Origin of the sequence: Allobosea sp. NPDC003192 (assembly GCF_050275675.1) — a bacterium.
Taxonomy (GTDB): Bacteria; Pseudomonadota; Alphaproteobacteria; order Rhizobiales; family Beijerinckiaceae; genus Allobosea.
Window position 1 is genome coordinate 19369 of sequence record NZ_JBNNPK010000022.1, and the last position, 24604, is coordinate 43972.

A 24604-nucleotide genomic window follows, 5' to 3' on the forward strand; every position below is an offset into this window, starting at 1 on the left:
CCGGGAGCAGGGCGCGGCGATGAAGAGCCCGATGGTCGGGTTGTGCGGGAACTCAACAGCGGTCGAGCTCGGATTGCTCGGCGGCTTCGAGTTGCGCGGCGCTGATGGCCCGGTGCTGGTGCTGCCGACACGCAAGGCCGAGATGTTGCTGGCCTATCTTTCTCTCCCGGCAGGGCAGGCCCATTCACGCGACAAGCTCGCCGCCCTGCTCTGGAGCGACCGCCAGGACGCACAGGCCCGCGGCAGCCTGCGCAATGCGCTTGCCGCCCTCCGCACCGTGCTCGGGCCCGATGCCGTCCGGGGCGAGCGCGACATGGTGGAGATCGAGCCGGCCCGTATCCATGCCGACATCGACCGCCTCGCGGCCGCGGCCGCCGGCGAGGCGGTCGTTGACGACGCGTTCCTGCAATTGGCCCTGCGGGCGGAGCTACTCGAGGGCGTCGTGCCGCCATCGGAAGGCTTTGCGGAATGGCTCTCCTTCGAGCGCACGCGCTGTGGCGGCCTCGCCGCGGGCGCGGCCCAGCGCGCCATCGCTGCGCATGAGCAGGCCGGCCGCTTCCCGGCTGCGATCGATCTGGCGCAGCGGCTCGTCGCACGCGACCCGCTGCGCGAACACAGCCAGCGCCTGCTCATCCGCAGTTATCTGGCGGCGGGCGAGCACTCGCGGGCGAGCGCGCAGTTGCAGAGCTGTCGTGAGGTGCTGGCGCGCGAGCTCGGCGTCGCGGTTTCGGACGAGACAGCCGCCCTGCTGCAGCCGAGCAACATCGTACGGGGTGCTGTAGGCCGGCCGGCCACGCCGCTGCCGGCAGTCACAGGTGTCGTTGATGGCCGCTTCCCGGTCGCGGTGCTGCCTTTCGCCAATCTCGGTGGTGATCGGGAGGAGGATTTCATCGCCGAGGGGTTTTCGGAAGACATCGTCACCGAGCTCTCGCGACGGCGGGAGTTCATGGTGATCGCCCGCCAGTCGAGCGCGCTGTTCTCGGGGCGGCCGGAAACGGCCTCGGCCGCGGCAACGGAATTGTCGGTTCGTTATGCCCTGACGGGCAGCTTGCGTCGCGCCGATGCGCGATTGCGCGTGACGGTGCAGTTGATCGACGCTCTCGGCAACCGCTGCATCTGGGCGCAACGCTATGATCGGGCCATCGCCGACATCTTCACCGTCCAGGACGAGATCGTGGCGAGCATCGTCGCCAGCGTCGATGCCGAGGTCCGGCATGACGAGCGCGAACGCGCCGCACGCAAGCTGCCTCGCGAGCTCGACGCCTGGGAGCTGTTCCACCGCGGCCTGTGGCATGTGTACCGCTTCACGCGCGACGACGTCTTGGCCGGCGAACAACTGTTCGAGCGGGCGCTCGAGCGAGTGCCCGACTTTGCGCTTCCTCATGCCGGCCTGGCCTATGCTGCCTTCGTCAAGGCGATCTGGTATTTCGTTGCCGATCCGAAGCCGGCCATCGCTGCGGGGCTGGTGCATGCCGAGCAGGCGATCTTGCTCGATAGCGACAGTGCCTTCGCTCATTTCGCGATTGGCCGCCTGCTGACCCTCTCGGGCGATCTCGACCGCGCTTTGCATCACCTCGCTTTGGCGGTCGATCTCAATCCGAGTTTTGCCCAGGCGCATTTCGGTTTGGCACAGGCGCAGATTTATGCCGCAAGGCCGGCGCAGGCGCTGGCCAGCATCGCGATCGCGCTGCGGCTCAGCCCGAAGGACCCGCTTGCCAGCATGATGCTGACATTGAGCTCCTTCTGCCACTATGGCATGGCCGACTATGCGCAGGCTGAAGCCGATGCGCGCCGAGCGACCCAGCTGCATCGGCGTGAAATCTGGTCGCGGCTCGCCTTGGCCGCGGCGCTTGTCGCGCTGGATCGCATCGACGAGGCGAAGGCTAGCGTCGCCGAAGCGCGCGGGATCGAGCCGTCGCTCTCGCTCGACAGTTTCAGCCGGTTGGTCGCTTCGGTGCCGCAGGAACTGCGAATGCGGGTCTGGGCCGGGCTGAAAGCCGCTGGGATCGCGCTTCAGTCCTGATGCCGCCCCGCCGCCAGGATCGCGTCGATCCAGCGCTGTGAGGTCAGGGCCTCCTCCCCAGTCACCACTGGATCGCGCCCGGCCTCGATCGCATCGAGGAAATCGGCGATCACGGCGCGATGCGCGTCATGCGGGAAGTCCATGATGTTGGCGCCGCTGCCGGTATTGCCCTCGGCTTCGACCACCTCGGATCGACCGTCGAGGAAGGAGAGCTGCAAACGCCCGCCGACCAATGCCGCATGGCCCTTGCTGCCGATGATCTCGATGCGCTCGGGATGGCCAGGATGAGCGGCGGTGGTGGTCACCAGCGTCACTGGGGCGCCATTGCCGGCCTCCAGCAGGGCGCCGACATAGTCTTCGGTCTCCATCCGATGGAGCGAGGTGGTGCGCACCTGCGCTGCGACCACCCTGGACACGCCGACCAGCGAGCGGAACAGGTCGAAGGAGTGGATCGCTTGCGTCAGCAGGACGCCGCCGCCATCGCGCGCCATCGTGCCGCGGCCGGGCTCGTCGTAATAGCTCTGCGGCCGCCACCACGGCACCTGCAACAGGCCTGCTTCGACGCTGCCGAGCTCGCCGCCATCGAGCGCCGCCTTGAGTCGCAGGCTCGCCGGCCGGAAGCGGTGCTGCAGCACGACGCCGAAGGCCTTGCCGGTCCGGCGTGCCGCGGCGACCAGTTCTTCGCCGCGCGCCACCGTCAGCTCCAGCGGCTTCTCGACCAGCACGTGCTTGCCGGCAGCAAGGCAGCGCGCGCCGACATCGCGATGGCTGGCGGGCGGCGTCAGCACGATCACCGCCTCGACGGCCTCGTCGGCCAGCACGGCGTCGATGTCGGTCGTGCCGGGGAAGGGGAACTGGGCGCGATAGGCGTCGAGGCGCTCCTGCGAGCGGCTGACGACGTGCCGGACAGCGACCCTGCCGGCCAGATCGACGAGGCTGCGCGAATGGGGCAGGGCGGCCGGCCCGAGCCCGATGACGGCGATGCCGAGCTTGCGTGTCACTTTGCCTCGGTCCCTCTGATCGGCAGGCGCACGGCCCGGTCCTGCGCATGCAGAGCGAGCCGGCAGACCGTGAACATGTGCCGCTGTGTTGCCGCGGTCTCGCTGCGGTCGGCGATGTCGGCGATCAGCGCGCGGAAATAGGTCAATGGCTCGCTGCTGGCGTCGATATGGCGGGTGCCGGCCCGGTCGACGAGGAAGAGATGGTCGGTGCCGGGCCGGCCGGCGATGTCGACATATTTTCTCAGCTCGATCGTGCCTTCCGTGCCGAGGATGGTCAGCCGCCCGTCGCCCCAGGTCGGCAGGCCGTCGGCGGTGAACCAGTCGACGCGGATAAAGCCGTTCGCCCGGTCGCTGCGCAGCAGGATCTCGCCGAAATCCTCGAAATCGGGCAGGTCGGCGAGGCCGAAATGGCCGGTGCCGGAGGCCGCGATCTCAGCATCGGGCGAGCCGGTGAAATGCAGGAACTGATCGATCTGGTGCGAGGCGATGTCGGTGAGGATGCCGCCGAAATAGCGCTTGTCGAAGAACCAGTCCGGCCGGATCGCTCGGTTGAGCCGGTGTGGCCCGAGGCCGACCGTCTGCACCACCCGCCCGATCGCGCCATCCGCGATCAGCTTGCCGGCGACGATCGTGGCCGGGACGATGAAGCGCTCGGAGAAGCAGACCGAGAAGATGCGGCCCGTCTCCGCGACGACCTTCTCGATCTCGGCAAGCTGCTCGAAGCTGGTGACGCCCGGCTTGTCGACCATCACGTCCTTGCCAGCCCGCATCGCCTTGACTGCGAGGGCGGCCCGCTCCGAGGGGATGCCCGCGCAGATGACGAGGTCGACCGAGGGATCGTCGAGCAGTTTCTCTGCTCGCGCCTCCCGCAACTGTGGGAAGCGCTCACGGAAGCCGGCGAGCACGCGCGGATCACTGGTCGCAGGGTCGAAGCCGGCGCAATCCGCGCCGGCCTCCAGCAGGCCACCGACCATATGGTAGATATGGCGGTGGTCGAGACCGATAGCTGCGAAGCGCATTTTACTTCGGCGCGTGGCCGACACCGATCTCCTGGTCCCAGCGCCGGAAGGCGGCGACCAGGCGTTCGGGCGTCAGTGGCGGACGGGTCGGCAGGCTGGCGATCAGCCCGTCATATTCGGGCCGGCCGAACTCCTTCAGCACGTCCTGGCTCTCCTTCGGCGCCATCGCCAGGGTCACTCCCTTGATCGCCGGGCCGGGATAGAAATAGCCCTTGTCATAGGTCGCCGCCTGCGATTCCGGCTTCAGCAGATGCGACATCAGCGCCAGGATCACCGGAATCTTCTCCGCAGCCACGCCCTTCGGGATGCACATGAACTGCGTGTCGGGAATCCAATGCGTATTGGCGATGGTGAAGACCTTGGCTTCCTTCGGCACGATGCCGAGCGCACGCGGATTGATGTCCCAGCCCAGCGTCGAGACGATGCAGTCGCGCGTGCCGTCGCCCAACTCCTTCATCGTCGCGGCGGTGCCGGTCGGATAGTAGTCGATCGCTGTTCCGAGCTCCTTGAGATAGGCCCAGGTCTTGGCCCAGCCGTTCATCGGATCGCTCGGATCGCTGTCGCCGAGGATGTAGGGCATGCCCTGCAGGAAGGTCCAGCCGGGACCGGAATTGAGCGGGCGGGCATAGGTGAAGCGGTTAGGGTTGGCCTTCACATAAGCGAGGAACTCCTCGGCCGTCTTCGGCACGGTCTTGACCTTGTCGGCCATGTATTCGAACAGCGGCCCGGACGGCGAATAGACGACGGCGACGCCTTCGTTCTGGCCGAAATTGCGCTGCATCATCAGCGCCTGCTCGTGATAGATGTCCTCGGCCTTCGGCAGGCTCGCCGTATGCGACTTCCAGACGTCGATCCACAGGCCCTGCTGGATGCCGTCCGACATCGCGCCCGGTCCCGTGAGCACCATGTCGATGTCGACGCGGTTGGCGTCCTGCTGCGCCTTGAGCTTGGCCGGCAGCTCCGGCGAGGGCGCGCGCGAGAAATTCAGGCGCGAGATCAGCTTCGGATTGTCCTTGGCGAACTTCTCGATAGCAGCCTGGGTGAGCTGCAGATTGCCGGCGACGTCGATGATGTTGAGCATCACCGGGCTTGCTGGCGCGCTCTGGGCGAAAGCTCCGCCGGCGGAGAGGGCGGCGAGGCTGGAAGCGCCGGCAATCACGCCGCGCCGTGTCGGATTGGTCATGGTACCTCCCTGTGCTGGCCTGCTTTGCTGCGGCCTTGCCGGTATACTAGTACACAAGTCGGTTCCGGCAAGATGCGACGAAAGCAGGGGGAGGGTGCGTGTCCGGGACAGGGCGCGCTGTCCTGGCTGCCGCCCTGGCCCGCGCCGTTAACCTCTGCACCGAACGCAGCCCCCCGATGCGGTGGCTGCCTCAGGTCTTAACATTCCCTTAGCGAGCCGGTTCTAGTCCTGGTTGTACGCCGCTCGAATCGATTTAAGCGGCGCTGGCTATGGAGGGGCTTGGTATGCGCGCGGGCTTGAAGGGTTTCGTGGCTGGGAAGCTATCTGGCACGGCCAGCCTGATGATCCTGATGCTCAGCTGCGGGCTGGGGTCGCGGGCGCTCGCCGCGACCTATTTCGCCAGCACCGACCAGCAGCTGCGCGATGCAATCGCCGCGGCCAGTCTCAGCTCCGATGTCAGCGCGACGATCGTGTTGACCCAGGACATCACGGTGACCGGCGGCGCTCTCGCCAACACGCCCGGCAAGTCGGTGACCATCGACACTCAAGGGTTCACTCTGACGGGGCTGCCGGCCGCTTCCACCACGTTCAACGGGAGTTTTTCGAGCGGCACGTTGACAATTGACGGCACGCTCGTTGGTGGGAACGCTGCTGGGGCCGGCTCCGGCCTTGTGATCAACAGTGGCATCACCACGGTCGGCAGCACCACCGGGCAGGTCGTCAACAACGGCTCGATCACCGGCGGCGCCGGCGCTTCCGGCGGCCTCGGCGTCTCGCTCATCAATGTCGTGACCTTCGTCAACAATGGCACGATCAGCGGCGGCACCGGGACCGGCGCTGGCGGTACGAACAATGCTGCCGGCGTCAACATCCTCAACACCGGCGCGACGCTGATCAATAACGCCGGAGCCGTCATTCAGGGCGGCAACAGCACTGCCGGCGGGCATACCGGCGCGGGCGTCTACCTGAGCACGACCAGCAAGGCGGCGACCATCACCAATTACGGCACAATCCGAGGAGGATCTGATCTCAGCGGTGCTAGCACCGGCAATGCGGCGATCGTGGCCCGCGGCGCCTCTGCTACCCCGGCGACAATCTACAATCTCGGCACCGGCGTCATCGAAGGCGGCAATGGCGCTGCCGCCATCACGAACAGCGCTTTTCCATCGGCGATCTCGATCATGAACAGCGGCACGATCCGGGCCGGCGCCGGCGCGGCCAATGCAATTTCGATGTCCAACCAGGCACTTGCGGTCACTCTCACTCTGGAGCTGCAGGCCGGCTCGGTGATCGAAGGCAATGTGCGCGCCAGCATCAATGGCCTCAACGACACCCTGCGCCTCGGCGGCGCCGACAACTGGACGCTCGACGGAAGCATCGGCAATACCACCCAGGACCAGTACCAAGGCTTCGACAAGCTGGAGAAGACGGGCGCGAGCACTTGGACGATAGCCGGCAGCGGCGATTTCTCGGGCACGACCAGCGTCAACGAAGGCGCGCTGATCGTGAACGGCTCGCTCGCCGGCTCGGCCGTGACGGTTGCGTCAGGCGCGCGGCTGGGTGGTAGCGGCACGGTCGGGACGACGACACTGGCCGCGGGCAGCCGGATCACGCCCGGCAACTCGATCGGCACGCTCACCATTAACGGCGCCTATGTCCAGAATGCCGGGGCGGTCTACGAGGTCGAGATCGATCCGGGCACGGTCACCTCCGACCGGATCGACGTGAAGGGCACCGCGACGCTCGCCAGTGGCGCGGCGATCCAGGTGATCAACTATACCGGCAGGGCCTTCGTCGCCGGCCAGCGCTACACCATCCTGACCTCGACCGGGCTGACCGGAACCTATGGCAGCACCGATCTCATGCTGACGCCCTTCCTCAGTCTGCGCAACGGCACCGACGCCACCAACGCCTATCTCACCGTGGTCCGGACGGCCACGGCCGGCAATGTCGGCGGCACCGGCAATGAGCAGGCGGTCGGCAATGCCGTCGACAGCCTGCCGAGTGGCAATGCCGTCCAGACCGGCGTCTACAACCAGCCGACGGTTGACGCCGCCCGCGGGGCGCTCGGCCAGCTCGCCGGCGAGATCCATGCCTCGGCCAGGACCGTGCTGGTCGACGAGAGCTGGCATCTGCGCGCCGCGGTCAACGATCGCCTGCGCACGGCCTTCGGCGCGGTCGGCGCCGCCCCGATGGCAACGCTGAACTATGGTTTCACCGCCGACCTCGCGCCGGCGGTGAAAGGACCGATGCCGAAGCCGCCCTCGGCCGAGCGCTTCGCCGTCTGGGGCCAGGGCTATGGCTCCTGGGGGCGCACGCGCAGCGACGGCAATGCCGCCAGCCTTTCTCGCTCGACCGGCGGCCTGCTGGTCGGCGCCGATGCCGCCGTCTTCGACAATTTGCGCCTCGGCGTCGTCGCCGGCTTCAGCCACAGCAAGTTCGACGTCAACGGCCGGCTCTCCTCGGGCGGGAGCGACAACTATCATCTCGGCCTCTATGGCGGCGGCCAATGGGGCGCGCTCAGCCTGCGCACCGGCCTGAGCTACACCTGGCACGACCTCTCGACCCGCCGCGGCATCGTCGCGGCCGGGCTCGGCGACACCTTGCGCGCCGATTACGATGCCGGCACGGCGCAGGCCTTCGGCGAGCTCGGCTATCGCATCGATCTCGGCCAGACCGCGCTGGGCCAGGTCGCGCTCGAGCCCTTCGCGGGCCTGGCCTATGTCGTGCTGCGCAGCGATCGCTTCAGCGAGCGCGGCACCGGCGCTGCAGCGCTGTCGGGCGCGAGCGACGACACCAGCCTCGGCTACACCACGCTCGGCCTGCGCGCCGCAACGACGACCCGCCTCTCCGGCATGGACCTGACCCTGCACGGCGGCCTCGGCTGGCGCCACGCCTTCGGCGATGTCGATCCGAAGACGACGCTCGCCTTTGCCGGCAGCAACCCGTTCGCCATCGCCGGCCTGCCGATCGCGCGGGATGCCGCTCTGGTCGAGGCCGGGCTCGATCTTGGGCTCGGTCCGAACGTCAGCCTCGGCGCCTCCTACACCGCCCAGCTCGCACAGGACGCCCAGGATCACGCCTTCAAGGCAAACCTCGCCGTCAGGTTCTGAAGGGACAAGAGGCAGCCGGCCGATAAGCACGTCAGAGCGCGCCCTCGCAGCTTTCGAATTCGCCCCAGACCTCCGCAATCTCGACAGCGTTCGAGATGAACGCTACGTCATCGTCAGGCTGGTAATCGGGTGGGGGGAATGCGCGACATCGGAGCCGGCCTGGCTGGCGCGCTCATTCTGTTCTTCGCCCGCTTCATCACGGCGGTGCGCGGGCGCTGGGACGGCGTCGCGCCGACCGACGAGCAGCGCATCTATTTCGCCAACCATGCCAGCCACGGCGATTTCGTCCTGATCTGGACCGTGCTGCCGCGCCGCATGCGCTTCGCCACCCGGCCGGTCGCCGGCAGCGACTACTGGCTGAAGAGCGGCCTGCGGCGCTTCATCGGCCGCGACGTCTTCAACGCCGTCCTGATCGACCGCGACCCCGCGACGCGAACGGCAGACCCGATCGTCCAGATGACGGAGGCGCTCGATGCCGGCTCCTCCCTGATCGTGTTCCCGGAAGGCACGCGCAACACCACGGATGCGCCGCTGCTCCCGTTCAAGAGCGGGCTCTTCCATCTGGCGCAGGCCCGCCCGAACGTGGCGCTCGTGCCGGTCTGGATCGACAATCTCAACCGCGTCATGCCGAAGGGCGAGTTCGTGCCGGTGCCGCTGGTCTGCACCGTCACCTTCGGCGCCGCTTTTGCCCTCATTGAGGCCGAGACGAAGCAGGATTTCCTGGCGAGGGCTGAGGCGGCGCTGCTCGCCCTGTCGCCGAAGGCGAGCGCGCCATGACGATGCCGCATCCCGACCTTCTCGCTGTGCTGGCTGGCTTGCTCGGCGTCCTGATCGTCGCGTCCACGATCGGCTATCTGCTGCAGCGCCGGCTGTCGCCCGATGGCTCGAACGCCGTGGTCGAGAACCTGAACGACCGCATCCGCGCCTGGTGGATCATGATCGTGCTGATGGGCCTGGCGCTGATCGGCGGCAAGACCGGCGTGACGCTGCTCTTCGGCTTCTGCTCCTTCGCGGCGCTGCGCGAGTTCATCACGCTGACGGACACGCGCCGCGCCGATCATTGGGCGCTGGCCGCGGCCTTCTTCGTTGTCTTGCCGGTGCAGTATTATCTGCTCTGGATCGACTGGTACGGGCTCTATTCGATCTTCATCCCCGTCTACGCTTTCCTGCTGATGCCGATCATTGCGTCGCTGCGCGGCGACACCGAGCATTTTCTGGTGCGCATCGCCGAGGTGCAGTGGGCGCTGATGATCTGCGTCTTCTGCATCTCGCATGTACCGGCGCTGCTCAGCCTCGACATCCCCGGCTATCAGGGGCGCAACGTCCTGCTGATCGCCTTCCTCGTCATCGTCGTGCAGATGAGCGATGTGCTGCAATATGTCTGGGGCAAGCTGCTCGGCCGCACCAAGATCGCGCCCAGGCTGTCGCCCTCCAAGACGGTCGAGGGCTTCATAGGCGGTGCGCTCAGCGCGACGGCGGTCGGGGCGGCCTTGTCCTGGATGACGCCGTTCACGCCGCTGCAGGCAGCGTTCCTGGCGCTGGTCATCGTGCTTATGGGCTTCTTCGGCGGGCTGGTGATGTCGGCGATCAAACGCGATCGCGGCATCAAGGATTGGGGCCATCTGATCGCGGGCCATGGCGGCTTCCTCGACCGACTCGATTCGGTGGTGTTCTCCGCGCCGATCTTCTTCCACCTCGCCCGCTATGGCTGGTCGACCACGTGAGCCCGCCGCTCGCGCGCCTGATGCGAAGCAGCATCGTGCATGTCGGCTTCGCCTTCCTCGCCATGGGCAGCTGGGCGGCTTTCGCCAACCGGGCCCATCCGATTCCGGCGCCGCTTCTCGCCGGGCTGATCCAGGGCACGCTGTCCGCGCTCATCACCCTGCTGCTGAAACGGGGCATCGAACATCTTGCGAGCCGGTTCAGCGGCCTGGCCGCGCTGCTGGCGCCGCCAGCGATCGCAGGATTCGTCTCCGCGAGCCTGCTGACCCTCATCCACACGATCGGCGGCACGCCCGAAATCGCCAGGACGATCGCCGTCCCGCTGACCGTCGCGACCAGCTATGCGGCGCTCTACAATCTTTCGCTGTGGCGCAGCAGGAAGGCCATGAACCATGGCGCAGAGTGATGATCGACGCCCGCTCGCGAGCCGCGACACAAGCTGGGCCCGGGGCATCGCGCGGCGGCTGAGCGCCAGCGGCATCACGCCGAACCAGATCTCGATGGCGAGCATGGCGATGGCGGCCTGTGCCGGCGCCGCCTTCTGGCTCGCAGGCTCCGCGGCGTCCGGGCCGCGCATCGCGTTGCTGCTTGCCGCGGCGCTGTTCTGCCAGCTCAGGTTGCTCTGCAATCTCTTCGACGGCATGGTCGCGATCGAGGGTGGCAAGCAGGCAGCCGACGGGCCGTTCTGGAACGAGTTTCCCGACCGGATTGCCGATATCCTCATCCTGACCGGCGTCGGTTACGGGATCGGCGCTCCGGCCCTGGGCTGGGCAGCGGCGGCTTTTGCCGTGCTGACGGCCTATACCCGTGAGCTCGGCCGCAATTGCGGGTTGCCGGCCGATTTCTCCGGCCCGATGGCCAAGCAGCATCGCATGGCGACGATCACCGCCGCAGCGCTCGTTTCGCTATTGGAGCCGCTTTGGCGAGGCCAGAACGAGGTGCTGGCGATCGCGCTCTGGCTGATTGCGGTCGGCGCTGCCGTGACCGCTCTCAGGCGGGCGGTGAACATCGTGCGCGGCTTGCGCGGGCGCTGAGGCCGACTGACTGCGGTGCGGGCGCGCTCAAAGGTCCAGCGCCTGCGAGAACGTCTTCAGGTACTTCATGCCTGTATCGCACATGATGGTGACGATGGTGGCGTCCGGCCCGAGCCGTTCGGCCAGCCGCAGCGCGGCCGCGACATTGGCACCGGTCGAGGTGCCGCAGAACAGACCTTCCTCGGCGGCCAGGCGAAACGCCATCGCCCTGGCCTCTTCCGTCGAGACCTGCTCGATCTCGTCGGCGATGCCGTCATGCCAGAGCGGCACGACATAGCCCGCGCCGATCCCGTCGATCTTGTGCGCGCCGGATGGCCCGCCTGACAGCACGGCCGATTCCGCCGGCTCTACCGCGACGAAGCGGATCCTGCCGTCATATTGGCGCAGCGTCTCCGAAGTGCCGCGCAGTGCCGCCGCCGTTCCGACGCTCTGGACGAAGGCGTCGATCCGGCCGCCGGTCTGCTCCCAGATCTCGTCGGCGAGCCTGGTATAGGCCGCCAGTTGGTCGGTGTTTTCCATCTGGGCGGTGATGTAGGCGCCCAGTTCACCCGCGATGCGGTGCGCCTCGGCGATCATGTCCTTGGTCAGCTTTTCGGTCTGCTTGCCGCTTTCGCTCGGCACGATCGTCAGCTTGGCGCCGAGCAGGCGCATATGGTCGAGCTTCTCCTTGGAGAAGGCGTCCGAGGTCACGAGGTGGAGCGGATACCCCTTCACCGCGCAGACCAGCGCCAGCGAGACGCCGGTGCTGCCGCCGGTGTATTCGACGACCGCGCCGCCCGGCTTCAAGCGGCCATCGGCTTCCGGCGCCTCGATCATCGCCAGCGCCATACGGTCCTTCATGCTGCCCGTCGGATTCCGGGCTTCCAGCTTGAGCAGGATGCGGGCGCCATTGGCCGGAACGACAGTGCGCAAGGCCAGCAGCGGCGTGTTGCCGATCGTGTCGAGAATGGTGGTGGGCGTGGGGTTCATCGCTGTCTCGTAAGATTGTCCGAGGGAAGGCGTTTTGGCTGCGCGCTAGCCGGCCTGGCCGAGAAGCGCAGCAGCGAAGACGAGCGTCGCGCCGAAGCCGGCCGCGAAGGCGAGCGTCCGGACGACCGGGATACCGGCGGCATAGACCACGTAGTGGACCAGCCGTGCCGCCAGATAGAGCTTGGCCGCGAAGAGCGTCGCCGCCGTGCTGATCCCGGCGAGGGCTGCGATCAGAACGAGTGGCGCGAAGACCGCGAGGTTTTCGGCGGCATTGGCATGCGCCCGCCGGGCGCGCTCGGCCCAGGCCGGGTCCGGTGCCAGGGACGGGTCCGGATTGGCCATCGCCGCCATGAGACCGCGGGTCATGATCCGTGCAAGCATGTAGGGGATCCACATCAGGACCGTCGCGGCGGCGGTCAGCGTCAGGCAATAGAGTTCCGGCGTGAGCTTCATGCTGCGTTCCCTGATTGCATTGATCGAGCGAGTGGCGGTCCGACGAGGACTATGGGCGGACGCTAGACCTGAGCAGGCGAGGTCACTATCGTCGTAAATGACAATCTTGAGGTCATTTACGCCATGCGCTTGACCGTGCTCGCCCTCGACGGCGTCTTCGATACCGGCCTGACGGTGCTGCTCGACACCTTCTCCACCGCGAACGAGCTGGCGGCGATGCAGGAGATCGATCGGCACCTGTTCGATGTGCAGCTCGTCGGTGTCAGCGGGCAGGTGCGCACCGCGATGGGGCTGACCGCATGTGCGGCCTTGCCGGATACGGCGCGCAAGCCGGACTGGGTGATCGTGCCGGCCTTGAACGCTAAGCAGCCGGATCAACTGGTCGAGGCGCTCGGTCGGCCTGATGTCGCAAAGGGGCTCGCTCACCTGCGCGGCTGGCAGGCGGAAGGGGTGGGGATGGCAGGGGCGTGCATCGGCACCTTCCTGCTGGCGGAGGCCGGGATTCTCGACGGGCGCGAGGCGACGACGACCTGGTCGCTCGCACCATTATTCCGCCAGCGCTATCCGCAGGTGAGGCTGGACGATTCACGCATGCTGGTTCCGTCCGACCGCCTGGTCACGGCGGGGGCGATGATGGGGCATCTCGACCTGGCGCTATGGTTGGTGCGTCAGGTAAGCCCGCACATGGCTGCGCTCGTCGCGCGCTTCATGCTGATCGACAAGCGTTCGTCGCAGGCGCGCTACATCATCCCCGACCATCTCGCCCATGCCGACCCTCTCATCGAGCGCTTCGAGCGCTGGGCACGCGCCAATCTGGCCGCCGGCTTCTCGCTACCGGCGGCGGCGAGCGCGCTCGCGGTCAGTGCGCGAACCCTGCAGCGGCGCACCGAGGCGGTGCTGGGCAAGTCGCCGCTCGCCTTCTTCCAGGACATGCGCGTCGAGCGTGCCCGGCATCTAGTCTCGATCGGGCAGAGCCTGGACGAGATCGCGGGAGAAGTCGGCTATGCCGACACGGCGACCTTGCGCACCTTGCTGCGGCGCCGGCTCGGCCGCGGCGTCCGGGAATTGCGGACCGAGACGCGCCTGTAAGGCTAGCCTCCCGTCACGCTCATATGCCGGCCGACCGCGGCACGCGGCTGGCGCCGGTCGATGACGAAGTCGTGGCCTTTGGGCTTGCGCGAGATCGCCTCTTCCATCGCCCGGTAGAGCAGGGCGTCGTCGCTCGAGGCGCGGATCGGTGCGCGCAGGTCGGCGGCGTCCTCCTGGCCGAGGCACATATAGAGCGTGCCGGTGCAGGTCAGGCGCACGCGGTTGCAGCTCTCGCAGAAATTATGCGTCATCGGCGTGATGAAGCCGACGAGCCCGCCGGTCTCGCGAACCCGGACATAGCGCGCCGGCCCGCCGGTCCGGTAGGGATCGTCGTCGAGCGTGTAGCGGTCCATCAGCTTGGCCCGCACCATCGAGAGCGGCAGGAACTGGTCGAGCCTGGCCGGCTCGATATCGCCGAGCGGCATCACCTCGATCAGAGTCAGGTCCATGCCGAGCCCGTGGGCCCACTGCATCAGCTCCTCGATCTCGTCCTCGTTGACGCCTTTGAGCGCGACCGCATTGATCTTGACGCGCAGGCCCGCGGCACGGGCCGCCTCGATGCCGGCGAGAACCTTGGAGAGGTCTCCCCAGCGCGTGATCTTGCGGAATTTCTCGGGGTCGAGCGTGTCCATCGAGACGTTGACGCGGCGCACCCCGCAATCGGCCAGCTCCTGCGCATAGCGGGCGAGCTGCGAGCCGTTTGTGGTCACAGTCAATTCGTCGAGCGCGCCCGAGGCCAGATGGCGCGAGAGCGAGCGGAACAGGTTCATGATATCGCGCCGCACGAGCGGCTCGCCGCCGGTGATGCGCAATTTGCGCGTGCCGCGCGAGACGAAGGCGGTGGCGACGCGGTCGATCTCCTCGAGCGTCAGCAGATCACGCTTCGGCAGGAAGGCCATGTCCTCGGACATGCAGTAGACGCAGCGGAAATCGCAGCGATCCGTCACCGAGATGCGCAGGTAGGAGATGTCGCGGCCGAACGGGTCGGTCAGCGGCGCACGCATCAAGGGCCTGATGGGGTCGTGCAGCACGGCGGCTGAAATCCTCGGGCGATCGCGGTCTTGCGGCGCAGTGCGCCTGCCGTTGCTCTGATATAGGAAGCGAGCATCGGCGGCGGCAAGCCCGCGGTCAAGCGGGCTGATAGTCGCAAGCCGTTCTGGAGAAACACGAAGATGTCAGATTGGCCGAGCGAGATTCGCCTCTCCAAGGACCGCCGCACGCTTCACGTCACCTTCGAGAGCGGCGAGAGCCATGCGCTTCCGGCCGAATTGCTGCGGGTCGAGAGCCCCTCAGCCGAGGTCCAGGGTCATGGCCCGACCCAGAAGCAGACCGTGCCGGGCAAGCGCGAGGTCGAGATCCTGAAAGTGGAGCCGGTCGGCCATTATGCCGTCCGCCTGACCTTCGACGACATGCACGACACCGGCATCTATGGCTGGGACTATCTGCGCGAGCTCGGCCGGAACGGCGAGGCGAAGTTCCAGGCCTATCTCGACGATCTCGCCGCGAAGGGGTTGTCGCGCGAACGGGGCAGGCGAGGGTGAGGGCAGGCCGCCATTCGGCAGCTCAATCCAGCCGCTGGTTGTCGACGAACCAGGTCTCGCCGCGATAGCGGATCTCGGACGCGCCTTCGCCGGCTTCCTCGTCGATGACGACGACCTTCGCGCCAGAAGGAAGGCGGATCGGGCAGAGCTTGCTCGCGCGTGCGCCGCGCGGGCTCAGCGACGCCAACCCGTATTCGCGCCACGCCGCCCAGCTGCTGCAGGCGAAGGCCGATTGGTTGGTGGTTGTCATGCGCTCGGCCGCGGTAACCGGGCCGGCCGCGATGAGGATGGCGGCGATCATGGCCGCTTTCGACATCCGCGACATGGTGATCCCTTTCACAAAACGAAAAAGGCCGGCGCGAAGCCGGCCTTTCGCAATCTCTGATCGTCCGTTCGCTCAGCGGGCGACGACGACGCGGGTGCCGACCTTGGCGCGCTCGTAGAGGTCGATCACGTCCTCGTTCAGCATGCGGATGCAGCCGGAGGAGACCGCCTGGCCGATCGTCTCCGGCTCGTTGGAGCCGTGGATGCGGTAGAGGGTCGAGCCGAGATACATGGCGCGGGCGCCGAGCGGGTTCTCCGGGCCGCCGGGCATGAAGCGCGGCAGGTCGGGACGGCGCTTCAGCATCTGCGCGGGCGGGGTCCAGCCCGGCCATTCGGCCTTGCGGGTGATGGTCTGCGAGCCGGCCCAGTCGAAGCCCGGGCGGCCGACGCCGACGCCGTAGCGGACGGCCTTTCCGTCGGGCAGCACGAAATAGAGGCGGCGCTCGCTCGTGTTGATCACGATCGTGCCGGGGCGATAGGTGCCGCTGAACGAGACCACCTCGCGCGGGATCGCGGTCGCCTGCGCCTTGGCAGGGTCGACATAGGTGACGAGCGGCTGGCGGGTGAGCGGATCGATTTCGGCGACGGCGGCAGTCGCCATGGCCGCGACGGCCGTGCCGGCGATCAGGGCCAAACGGAAGAAGCGGAGCATTGCGGCCTCGGAAGGGGATTGCGGGTTGGCGGGCGCGGAGAAAGGTGACGGAAAAACGTCAACAATTCCCCAAATCTCTGGCAGAGCGAAGGCTGTCGTTCAATCGATGCGCGTTCACATCGGCGCGACCTTTCGAGCTTTCGAAGCGCCCGTTGCGGGGTTGCAACAGGCGTAGGCTGCTGAGTGCTGCTTTGGCGCGATCTGGGCGGTTTTCGGGCGGAAGCGAGGCGGGCATGCCGGCGGCTCCCCTGAATGAAGGACGCGGCGCGATTTGCGGAGCGCTAATCAGGCTGCAGGCCTGGTTCGCCGTCCGCCGGGTGGCGGGGCAGCCCCTGGGCAATGCCGCGAAGTCGAGACACGAATGGCCAACGAAGTCGCAGTCCACGCGGTCTACCTCGAGGACTCCACCATGATCCACGCCTTCAACTTGAAGCAGGGCGGGCCTGATGCATTGCCGACCGGGCACACCGGCATCCCGAAGGGCTTTTCGCCCCAGAAGATCGTCGACAAGATCCTGGCCGCGGCGAATGGGAACAAGATCAAGATTCTGCGCCTTCTCGCGCATGGCGATGCCGGCGAGTTCGATTTCCCGGGGATCGAGGACCGCAGCTCGGTCTCGTCGAAATACACCCAATTGCGCAAGGCGTTCGCACCTCTGGCCCGGATCGAGGTCCATGGCTGTGGCTGCGCCAGCGAAGAGGAGTTGGACGGTGGCAAAGGCGAGTATACCGGCGATCGGAAGGGGCGAGGCCTGCTCTTCCTCTGGGCCGTGGCGAAGACCTTCAACGTTCCCGTCACTGGTGCCGTCGACACGCAGGGCGGCTGGGACGGCTGGGGCTATAGCGGGGTCACCGTCACCATTTCTCCCGCCGGCAAGTTCTACGCCCAGAAGCCGGGGCAGCGCTGGTGGGATCCGGGATCCGCAAACGAACAGGCCAGGCGCGAATTCGATCGGATCGAGACGCAATACATCAAGAAAAAGCTCTATGCGCAGGCACGCGCTGCGCTGCGCAATCTGATCCAGCTCTACCCAACGTCGAAGGAGGCGGCCGAGGCGAAGCTATTGCTGCCGGCGGACGCGATGGAACAGCCGAACAAGGGGCTTGCGACGAAGTTCGAGTAGAACTGGATGGCCTCGCGGTTTCGTGCGCCGCTCGCGAAGACCTCTCCGATTGCCGTTAACCTGGCGTTCGCCTATTCTTCGGATCGAGGGGCAACTTCCGATTGCAAAGCCGGGCCGGCTCTGGTCCGCTTCTGTGAAACGCCGGGAGGTTCGCCATGCCTGCGTGCCAATTCGATGCGGGGCCTGAAGAGTTGGCTGCCCTGGGGATAGCCTTTCACGAGGCCTGGCGTCATGTCGGCCCGATCTATGGGCCGTTCGAGAACCCACACCGCGAATGGCTTGCCCGGCTGATCCTCGGCTTGCGCCGTTCCGGCCATTCCGGCGACATCGCCTTGCTTGCAATCGAGCAGTTCATGGCGACAGCTCCGCTTGCCGAATGGGCTGACGGCGCGCGGAGCGCGCAGCAGCAAGCGGGACCGGTCGTGCGAAACTGAGCGCTTCCCGCGCACACCCGCCGCCGGAACTTCGCCGCAAGACTCCGGGAAAACGTTCCGGTGCGTGCCTGTTTTGCGGGCAACGTTGCCGTAATCTTCGCACGCAATCTGCGCCGTGCTGACCCGGTCCGATGCTCGGACCTGCGGTCGCGAGGAGCCGGTGAACCCGTCTCTCACTTGTCTGGCCTGATGCATCGGCGGCCGCCACGGCCGCCGCAAGGAGTCTTTGATGAAGCGTCTCATCCCGATGGTCGGCCTGCTGGCCCTGCTCGCAGCTCCGGCCATGGCGGCGGATCGTCGCGTGCCTGTACAGCAGTACCAGCCGGTCTATTCGCAGCCGCGCGCCTATAACTGGAACGGCCTCTATGCCGGTATTCATGCCGGCGCCGCCTTCGACCGTTTCGAGGGAACCGCAAAGAAGAGCCGCAGCGAGGTCCTGCTCGGCGGGCAGCTCGGCTACAACCTGCAGATGGGCGGCCTCGTCACCGGTCTCGAGGCCGATATGTCGATGAACGGCTTCGGCAAGGGCGCCAAGCGCACCGGCGGCACCAGCGCCGACATGCGCTATGTCAGCACGCTGAAGGCTCGTGCCGGCTTCGCCTTCGACCGCCTTCTGGTCTACGGCCTCGGCGGTGTCGCCTATGGCAGCTTGAAGGCGAGTGACGGGCTGGCCTCGAAGGAGAAGAGCAAGATCGGCTATGTCGTCGGCGCCGGCGCCGAATACGGCATCACCGACAACCTCTCCGCCAAGCTCGAATACAACTACGTCTCGCTCGGCAAGCAGAATTTCCAGTTCGCCAATGGCCGCACCCGCGTCGGCGTCAACGAGCACCTGGTCAAGGCCGGCTTGAACTACCGGTTCTGATCCTCGAATTCCGGGCCGGAAAACCAGCCCGGAGCGTCTTGCGGCCTGCCGGCCGCGCCCAGGCATGGATGGAGCATGATGCGTCTGGATATTTCGCCCCTATTCCGGCATCACGTTCCATCCGTGCACCCAGAACTGCCTTCCCCATGCGCGCCCTGATCGTCGAGGACGAGCCACAATTGATGGCTTTCCTATCCTCGCTCCTCACCAATGCGGGGCTCATCGCCGATCGCACGACCACGATCGATGCGGCGCTCGCCGCCCTGCGCTCGACCCCGTTCGACATCGCCATCGTCGACCGGCGCCTGCCCGACGGCGACGGCCTTTCGATCGTCAAGGCGCTGAGCGCGGCCGAGATGCGGCCCGCTTTTCTGATCCTGACCGCCCGCGATGCCAAGACCGACGTGATCGAGGGCCTGAACACCGGCGCGGACGACTATCTCGTCAAGCCCTTCGAGCCGGAGGAACTGCTGGCGCGGTTGCGCGTCATCCTGCGCCGGCGCCATCCCAAGCGCTCGCTGGTGATCACGGCCGGCAATCTCTCGCTGGATCTCGAGGGCCGCAGCGCTGCCGTCGGTTCGGAGATGCTCGATCTGCGCCGGCGCGAGGCGCTGATCCTGGAGGCGCTGGTCCAGCGCGTCGGCCGCGTCGTCACCCGCGATGTCCTGATCGAGGCGGTCTACGGCTTCGACGACCTGATCGAATCCAATACGCTCGAAGCGCAGATCTCGCGGCTGCGGCGCAAGCTCAAGGACGCGGGCGCCGGCGTCGAGATCACCTCGCTGCGCGGCATCGGCTACATGCTGCGGGTGTCCGAGCTGGCGCAGTAGTGCCTCAGCTGTCCGCCTCCCGTGGCGGGAAGGCGAGGCGCACCGTCGTGCCGCCCGCCGGCCGGGCGAGGATGGTGAGCGTGCCGCCATGGGCGGCCACGATGTCGCGCACGATAGTCAGGCCGAGCCCGGCGCCAGTCGAATTCGGCGACATTCGGTTGAACGGTTCGGTCACCTGCGTGCGGTCGGAGGCCGCGATGCCGATCCCGTCATCGCTGACTTCGACCACCACGCCATCGATCACCTTCACCAGGATCGTCGATTTTGCCTGCGCATGGCGCAGTGCGTTGTCGACGAGGTTGGCGATCGCCGCCCGCACGGTCGGCTCGTTGGCCTCGATCAGCGATTGGCGCTCGCCTTCCTCCTCCAATGCGATGTCGGCATCGTTGTTCAGGATCAGCGGTGCAAGATCGGCCAGCACGGCGCGGGCGATGCGATTGAGCTGCAGTGGCTCGAAGGGCAATTCGGTGCTGTGCAGCCGGGCGAGTTGCAGCATCGACGAGACGATGGTGGTCAGGCGACTGACATCGGTGGTGAGAGCGAGCCGCAGCTGATCGTTCGGCAGAGCGTCGATCCGGCCGCGCATCACGGTCAGCGGAGTTCGTAGTTCGTGCGCGACATTGTTCATGAAGCGCCGCTGGACCTCCATATTGCCGGCGATCTGGTCGAGCGCGGCATTGAGGGCCGTGGTCAGCGGCATCAGCTCGACCGGGGTCTCCTCGGTCGGCAGCAGGCCGCGCGGCGCCTTCGGGTCGATCCTTGCCGCGGCTTCGGCTGCGCTGCGCAACCGCTCGCCGATATAGGACACCGACATCGCGATCGCCCCGGCGATCAGCAGGCCGAACACCACCGAGATCGCCAGCGCCGAGCCGGCCATCGCCCGCAGATAATAGCCGAGGATCAGGTCCCAGCCCGGCACACCCCCGCCCGTGGCGACGATGACGCGGATGCCGTCTTTCTCGATCACGTCGAAGGCGAGCGCATTGTCGCCGCCGACGCGCATCTGCGCGGCGATGGTCGGGCCGTCGAGCCGGATGTCTATCGGCAGGCCGGGGCGCAACTCCGGTGCATACTCGACGACGGAACGTCCGTCGGAGACCAGGTACCAGAGCGAGGGGCTGGCGCGCTCGATCCGGGCGAGGCCGGCGGTCTTCTCGACCTGCAAGGCGTTGCCGGAGGGGGCACGAACGCTTTGCTGGATGATCTGGGAGGTGACGTCGTTGCGCAGGGCGCCGGGATCCTCGGTGATCAGGGCGAAAGCGATGACGGCGCCGATGAAGGCGGTGAACAGGACGATGCCGAGCAGCGACAGGCGGATGGTGAGGGCGCGCGACAGGGAAGTCATGGCCGGCATACGCCGCTATGCCAGGCTGTCTCGGCCGGCCGGCCTGTCGGCCATGCCCGGCGCAGGATCGATGCAGCGTTGCGAGTCGTCACGGAACCTCGATGCGGGTATGGCTTGCCGAACCGGGCGCTCGCCTCTTCCTGTCTCTGCATGGACCGTATCGCCATTGCCGTTCAACTCTCTTCCGGAGCTGCCGGCCTGATGCATGCGCGGCGTGTCATGTCGAGACGGTCCGGCCTGGGCCTCGTGCTCGCTGCGCTGCTCGCCTTCGTGCCGGGCCTCGCGCTCGCACAGGGAGGTGTGATGAAGGGTGAGATCCGGGCCGGCCAATTGCCGACGACCTCGCGACAGGACATCTCCAAGCTGGTCGAGGGTGTGTTCGACACCGCTTCCAAGACGGTCAGCATCCCGATCGAGCGTTCGCTCGCGCTCTTCGGCGAGCCTAACGCCTATATCATCGGTGGCGAGCTCAGCGGCTCCTTCGTGCTCGGTGGCCGCCATGGCAGTGGCGAATTGCGCTTTTCCGACGGGCTTCCGGCGCCGGTGACCTGGTCGGCCCTCTCGGTCGGGATCGGGCTCGGCGCAGATTACGGCCGGGTGATCATGCTGGTCTATGGGCTGGACCGGCGCGAGGACGTCTTCGGCACCTATGCCAGCCTCGGCGGCAGCGCCCATTTCCTCGCCGGCGCCAACGCCACCATATTGGCCTCCTCGCGCGCCCGGATCGTGCTGATCTCCTCCGGTCTCGGCCTGCGTTTCTCCGGCGATCTCAGCCGCATCGTCATCGAGCCGGCGGGGGCACCGGAGCAGCTGCGACCGCCCGGTATGATCTGCGGCTCGCCCGCCGAATGCGCGGCGCCCGGCCGCTGACAGGTTTCGGTTCGTCAGGGCTTCGCTCCTAGCGCCGGCGTTCGAGCAGGCGATGCGCAGTGGCATGGAGCTCGTCGAGCTGGCTCGCAATCTCCAGCGCGATCAGGCCCATCTCGCGCTCATCGGCTGCCCGACGGACATAGAGCGGCTCCGACCAGAGCACGCAGCCGCGGCCGAAGGGCAGGGCGATGCTGGCCCTGTCCCAATTGTCGAGATCGACGCGGGCGCTGGTCACGGCGGCGAAGAGGTAGATCGGCCGTCCCGTTGCCCGTGCCAGCTGGACCGCGCCCTTGCCGGCGACGCGGGCGATCTTCGGAACATCGGCGGTCAGGACGAGGCTGGTGCCTTCACGCAGCGCCTCGCGCATCTCGAAGAATGCGGGGATGGCGCGCTTGGCCTTGATCTTCGGGCGGCTCTGCGTGCCCGAGCCGCGTATGACGCGAAAGCCAGCCCGCTCCACCGCCGAGGCGACAACCGCTCCGTCGAAATGCAGCGAGGTCAGGATCGCAACCTGGGCCGCGCCGTCGAGCGCCGCCAGGCTCAGCATCTGCTGGCCGTGCCAGGTCAGGGCGATGAAGGGTTCATGGCTGCGCTCCCAGGGCCTCGCGCCCGGGATCGCCGGCTTGAAGCGCGTCGTTCGCTGGACGAAATCGAGGTAGCTGTGCAGGGCGCGGCCGGCGAACGCCGCAGATTGCCCAGTGCCGAATCGCATGCTCCGCTCTCCACGGTGGCTCCGAGGGAGGGATCGGTGCGTCGGCTTGCTCCAACATTGCGCGCGGCACTTTTGCCGCCGATTCAGCGCATCATGAACTTGACGATACGGGCGACGAATTCCTCGTCCTGCCCGGCAAAACCGTGATGCGCGCTGAAGCGGCAGGGATTGGCCTCGTCGGCCTGTCCGCCGCTCATCCATTCGACCTGGACCCGTCCGCCGGCCCAGGCCTTGAACGGGGCGACGCCAGCGGGCAGCGTCAGGCGACAGCGATCCTCGCGATGATGCAGCGCGAGCGTGCGCGGCAACCGGTTCGGCGTCCCCATGATGCTCTGGACGGTGGTGTCGCCGGGCCCGGACGCCCTGCTGAGGAGGCCCGAGGTCAGGACGAGCCTGTCCGGCATAGCGCCCTCCACAAGTCCTTGGGCGGCACGCTGCGTGCCCATGCTGGTTGCGACCACGATCACCGGGCGCTTGATCGCGGCCATATGGTCCACCGCGGCCGAGAGATTCGTCCCGAGATCAGCAAGCAGCACATTGTAGCCCTGCGCAGCGAAGGCGTCCCGGTTGCGGATCAGGACATTGTCGCCGGCCTTGCCGAAGCGCGCGCCGTTGCCGACCTCGAGCCGGCCATCGCCGCCCGTCAGGAGAATGACACTACCCTTGGGGGCCGGGACGCGAATGAGAATGCTGCGGACGCCGGCGATCGTGACGGTCTCGCCGCCCTTGACTGTGATCGGCATCTCGGCTCGGCCCGGCGACGGGATGGCGAGGCTCGATAGGATCGCGAGCGCGCCGAGGGCGCGCAGGATACGCTGCTGATATCCGGACATGTCGTAGGTCACCCATTCATCCGAGACGGCGCGGACCTCGCGACTCGAAGCTGTCGTGTCCGCGCGCTCTGCCTAGGATTCGGTAGCTATATTGCACCAAATGTGCAGGCGGTGCTCCCGAGAGCCGCAGGCTTCGGCCTCTCCGTTCAGGACAGCGAATTGGTGATCGCCGAAGCCTGCGATCCGCGCTCGCCGCTTCGCTTGCGCATGATTGCATACTTGTATTGTATGCATGTTGGGCGCGTTGGGAGGCTCGCTGCGGCGCGAAAACAAGCGACAACAGCATTTGGGCGAATGGCAGCACCGACCTGGCCGGCCTCGGTTCGGGCTGTTGCCGAGCTCCGCCTCGGACCCGGCGTCGCCTCACCGATAAAAATCACCCCAAGGGAGAAAGACCATGCCCGAGATGACGCGCCGCGCCTTCTCGCTCGCTGCCGCATCGGCCACGCTGGCTCCGTCCATCGCGTCGGCCCAGGCCAAGACGATCAAGCTGCTGCTCAACACCTCCTATAGCGGGCCGGTCTCCTTCCTGCTGCTCGCCGCGGACAAGGGCTATCTCGGCGAGGCCGGCCTCAACGTCGAGTTCTCGCCGGGTGACGGCGCCGCCGCCGTCGTGCCGAAGGTGCGCGCGCCCACCTACGATGCCGGCTATGGCGACATCACCGCGCTGATCCAGCGTATCGCCATGTCGCCGCCGAACGAGGGCCCGGTCGCGATCTGGACCACCTTCAACTCGGTGCCCTTCACCATCGCGGTGCCGGCGAGCGGCCCGATCCATGTGCCGAAGGACCTGGAGGGGCGCTCGATCATCGGCGACACGCATGACGCGGCGCTGGTGACTTTCGACATGTTCTGCAAGTCGACCGGGATCGATCAGTCCAAGGTCAAGGTCGTGCCCTCGGGCAAGCCGATGGCCATCCAGGTCTCGGAGATGCTGAAGGGCAGCGGCATGGACGGCGCCTTCGGCTTCGTCAACACCATCATCGCCTCGGTGGCGCCGCTCGGCATCGACGGGCGCAAGGAATTGCGCTTCCTGACCTATGCCGAGCATCTGCCAGACATGTACGGCAATGGCCTGTTCGTCACGCGCGAGCTTTACGCCGACAAGGCGGCGCTGTCAGGCATGGTGCGCGCCTTCAACCGCGCTTTGGCAGATGCCATCGCCAATCCGGACATCGCCATCGAGACGCTGACGAAGCGCAAGGTCGCGATTGCGCCCGAGGTCAACCGCACGCGCCTGGTCGGGACCTTCGCCGCGGAGATGGCCCATCCCGAAGGCGCGCGCATCGGCGTCGGCGACATGGACGACGGGCGGCTCGGCCGGCTGATCGATCTCATCGTCGAGGCCAAGAAATTGCCGCGCAAGCCTTCGGTCCGCGAGGTCTTCGACCGCTCGTTCCTGCCGCCGGACGCGGAACGGATCCGTACGCTCGCTCGCGCGAAGTGAAGCGTGGGGCGGTTCGCGATTT

General features: G+C 67.0%; 25 protein-coding genes. 14 read left to right on the plus strand and 11 right to left on the minus strand.

Features of this window, described 5'->3' with window-relative positions; genetic code table 11:
* Positions 1-19: 19 nt before the first annotated feature.
* Positions 20-2023, plus strand: coding sequence for a BTAD domain-containing putative transcriptional regulator (locus tag ACQKLX_RS24480; protein ID WP_427364164.1), 2004 nt, complete (start codon positions 20-22; stop codon positions 2021-2023).
* On the opposite strand, the gene ACQKLX_RS24485 is transcribed toward ACQKLX_RS24480, so the two are convergent.
* From ACQKLX_RS24485 to ACQKLX_RS24495, 3 genes are read right to left on the minus strand one after another with little or no spacing between them, the layout of a single operon-like run.
* Positions 2014-3024, minus strand: coding sequence for a Gfo/Idh/MocA family protein (locus tag ACQKLX_RS24485; RefSeq protein ID WP_427364165.1), 1011 nt, complete (start codon positions 3022-3024; stop codon positions 2014-2016). The genes ACQKLX_RS24480 and ACQKLX_RS24485 overlap by 10 nt on opposite strands.
* The gene (locus ACQKLX_RS24490; protein ID WP_427364166.1) at positions 3021-4043 is read right to left on the minus strand and encodes a Gfo/Idh/MocA family protein; all 1023 of its coding nucleotides are present in this window, start codon (positions 4041-4043) and stop codon (positions 3021-3023) included. Before ACQKLX_RS24490 ends, ACQKLX_RS24485 begins: the two co-directional genes overlap by 4 nt.
* Before the next feature lies 1 nt (position 4044).
* Positions 4045-5226, minus strand: a complete 1182-nt coding sequence (locus ACQKLX_RS24495; RefSeq protein WP_427364167.1) for an ABC transporter substrate-binding protein — start codon at positions 5224-5226, stop codon at positions 4045-4047.
* Between the two features lie 308 nt (positions 5227-5534).
* Here ACQKLX_RS24495 and ACQKLX_RS24500 point away from each other — a divergent pair, with 308 nt between their 5' ends.
* The 5 genes from ACQKLX_RS24500 (at position 5535) to ACQKLX_RS24520 (ending at position 11095) form a co-directional block, all read left to right on the plus strand.
* Positions 5535-8339, plus strand: a complete 2805-nt coding sequence (locus tag ACQKLX_RS24500; protein ID WP_427364168.1) for an autotransporter outer membrane beta-barrel domain-containing protein — start codon at positions 5535-5537, stop codon at positions 8337-8339.
* A gap of 138 nt (positions 8340-8477) precedes the next feature.
* Positions 8478-9116, plus strand: coding sequence for a lysophospholipid acyltransferase family protein (locus ACQKLX_RS24505; RefSeq protein ID WP_427364169.1), 639 nt, complete (start codon positions 8478-8480; stop codon positions 9114-9116).
* On the plus strand, positions 9113-10063 hold the full coding sequence (locus ACQKLX_RS24510; protein ID WP_427364170.1) for a phosphatidate cytidylyltransferase: 951 nt from the start codon (positions 9113-9115) through the stop codon (positions 10061-10063). The genes ACQKLX_RS24505 and ACQKLX_RS24510 overlap by 4 nt, the downstream gene beginning before the upstream one ends.
* Before the next feature lie 20 nt (positions 10064-10083).
* The gene (locus tag ACQKLX_RS24515) at positions 10084-10467 is read left to right on the plus strand and encodes a hypothetical protein (RefSeq protein WP_427364248.1); all 384 of its coding nucleotides are present in this window, start codon (positions 10084-10086) and stop codon (positions 10465-10467) included.
* Entirely contained in the window at positions 10454-11095 is a 642-nt protein-coding gene (locus ACQKLX_RS24520; RefSeq protein WP_427364171.1) for a CDP-alcohol phosphatidyltransferase family protein, read from the plus strand. The genes ACQKLX_RS24515 and ACQKLX_RS24520 overlap by 14 nt, the downstream gene beginning before the upstream one ends.
* Before the next feature lie 27 nt (positions 11096-11122).
* Here the strand turns inward: ACQKLX_RS24520 and ACQKLX_RS24525 are convergent, their stop codons facing one another.
* Both ACQKLX_RS24525 and ACQKLX_RS24530 read right to left on the minus strand, forming a co-directional pair.
* The gene (locus tag ACQKLX_RS24525; protein WP_427364172.1) at positions 11123-12064 is read right to left on the minus strand and encodes a PLP-dependent cysteine synthase family protein; all 942 of its coding nucleotides are present in this window, start codon (positions 12062-12064) and stop codon (positions 11123-11125) included.
* A gap of 45 nt (positions 12065-12109) precedes the next feature.
* Complete coding sequence (locus ACQKLX_RS24530; protein WP_427364173.1) at positions 12110-12517, minus strand: MAPEG family protein; 408 nt, start codon at positions 12515-12517, stop codon at positions 12110-12112.
* A 123-nt stretch (positions 12518-12640) separates the two neighbouring features.
* Here ACQKLX_RS24530 and ACQKLX_RS24535 point away from each other — a divergent pair, with 123 nt between their 5' ends.
* Positions 12641-13606 (plus strand): GlxA family transcriptional regulator, encoded by a 966-nt coding sequence (locus tag ACQKLX_RS24535; protein ID WP_427364174.1) that lies wholly within the window; start codon positions 12641-12643, stop codon positions 13604-13606.
* Between the two features lie 2 nt (positions 13607-13608).
* Here the strand turns inward: ACQKLX_RS24535 and moaA are convergent, their stop codons facing one another.
* Positions 13609-14610, minus strand: coding sequence for a GTP 3',8-cyclase MoaA (moaA, locus tag ACQKLX_RS24540; protein ID WP_427364249.1), 1002 nt, complete (start codon positions 14608-14610; stop codon positions 13609-13611).
* Positions 14611-14778: 168 nt separating this feature from the next.
* Here moaA and ACQKLX_RS24545 point away from each other — a divergent pair, with 168 nt between their 5' ends.
* Positions 14779-15147, plus strand: coding sequence for a gamma-butyrobetaine hydroxylase family protein (locus ACQKLX_RS24545; RefSeq protein ID WP_427364175.1), 369 nt, complete (start codon positions 14779-14781; stop codon positions 15145-15147).
* Between the two features lie 22 nt (positions 15148-15169).
* Here the strand turns inward: ACQKLX_RS24545 and ACQKLX_RS24550 are convergent, their stop codons facing one another.
* Together ACQKLX_RS24550 and ACQKLX_RS24555 are read right to left on the minus strand one after the other, a co-directional pair.
* On the minus strand, positions 15170-15448 hold the full coding sequence (locus tag ACQKLX_RS24550; RefSeq protein ID WP_427364176.1) for a hypothetical protein: 279 nt from the start codon (positions 15446-15448) through the stop codon (positions 15170-15172).
* Between the two features lie 96 nt (positions 15449-15544).
* Complete coding sequence (locus ACQKLX_RS24555; protein WP_427364177.1) at positions 15545-16123, minus strand: L,D-transpeptidase; 579 nt, start codon at positions 16121-16123, stop codon at positions 15545-15547.
* A gap of 361 nt (positions 16124-16484) precedes the next feature.
* On the opposite strand from ACQKLX_RS24555, the gene ACQKLX_RS24560 reads away from it, so the two are divergent.
* The 4 genes from ACQKLX_RS24560 to ACQKLX_RS24575 all read left to right on the plus strand — a co-directional run bounded on the left by ACQKLX_RS24560 (position 16485) and on the right by ACQKLX_RS24575 (position 19375).
* On the plus strand, positions 16485-17246 hold the full coding sequence (locus tag ACQKLX_RS24560) for a hypothetical protein (protein ID WP_427364178.1): 762 nt from the start codon (positions 16485-16487) through the stop codon (positions 17244-17246).
* A 155-nt stretch (positions 17247-17401) separates the two neighbouring features.
* Positions 17402-17680, plus strand: coding sequence for a hypothetical protein (locus ACQKLX_RS24565; protein WP_427364179.1), 279 nt, complete (start codon positions 17402-17404; stop codon positions 17678-17680).
* Positions 17681-17909: 229 nt separating this feature from the next.
* Positions 17910-18545: an outer membrane protein gene (locus tag ACQKLX_RS24570; protein WP_427364180.1), complete on the plus strand. Its 636-nt coding sequence runs from the start codon at positions 17910-17912 to the stop codon at positions 18543-18545.
* A gap of 146 nt (positions 18546-18691) precedes the next feature.
* The gene (locus ACQKLX_RS24575) at positions 18692-19375 is read left to right on the plus strand and encodes a response regulator transcription factor (protein WP_427364181.1); all 684 of its coding nucleotides are present in this window, start codon (positions 18692-18694) and stop codon (positions 19373-19375) included.
* A 4-nt stretch (positions 19376-19379) separates the two neighbouring features.
* Here ACQKLX_RS24575 and ACQKLX_RS24580 read toward each other — a convergent pair whose 3' ends face one another.
* Positions 19380-20720: a sensor histidine kinase gene (locus tag ACQKLX_RS24580; protein WP_427364182.1), complete on the minus strand. Its 1341-nt coding sequence runs from the start codon at positions 20718-20720 to the stop codon at positions 19380-19382.
* A 219-nt stretch (positions 20721-20939) separates the two neighbouring features.
* On the opposite strand from ACQKLX_RS24580, the gene ACQKLX_RS24585 reads away from it, so the two are divergent.
* The gene (locus ACQKLX_RS24585) at positions 20940-21590 is read left to right on the plus strand and encodes an EipA family protein (protein WP_427364183.1); all 651 of its coding nucleotides are present in this window, start codon (positions 20940-20942) and stop codon (positions 21588-21590) included.
* A 28-nt stretch (positions 21591-21618) separates the two neighbouring features.
* Here the strand turns inward: ACQKLX_RS24585 and ACQKLX_RS24590 are convergent, their stop codons facing one another.
* On the minus strand, positions 21619-22302 hold the full coding sequence (locus ACQKLX_RS24590) for a lysophospholipid acyltransferase family protein (RefSeq protein WP_427364184.1): 684 nt from the start codon (positions 22300-22302) through the stop codon (positions 21619-21621).
* Positions 22303-22385: 83 nt separating this feature from the next.
* Entirely contained in the window at positions 22386-23135 is a 750-nt protein-coding gene (locus ACQKLX_RS24595) for an alpha/beta fold hydrolase (RefSeq protein ID WP_427364185.1), read from the minus strand.
* A 397-nt stretch (positions 23136-23532) separates the two neighbouring features.
* Between ACQKLX_RS24595 and ACQKLX_RS24600 the strand changes: the two genes are divergently transcribed.
* Positions 23533-24582 (plus strand): ABC transporter substrate-binding protein, encoded by a 1050-nt coding sequence (locus tag ACQKLX_RS24600; protein ID WP_427364186.1) that lies wholly within the window; start codon positions 23533-23535, stop codon positions 24580-24582.
* Positions 24583-24604 lie beyond the last annotated feature (22 nt).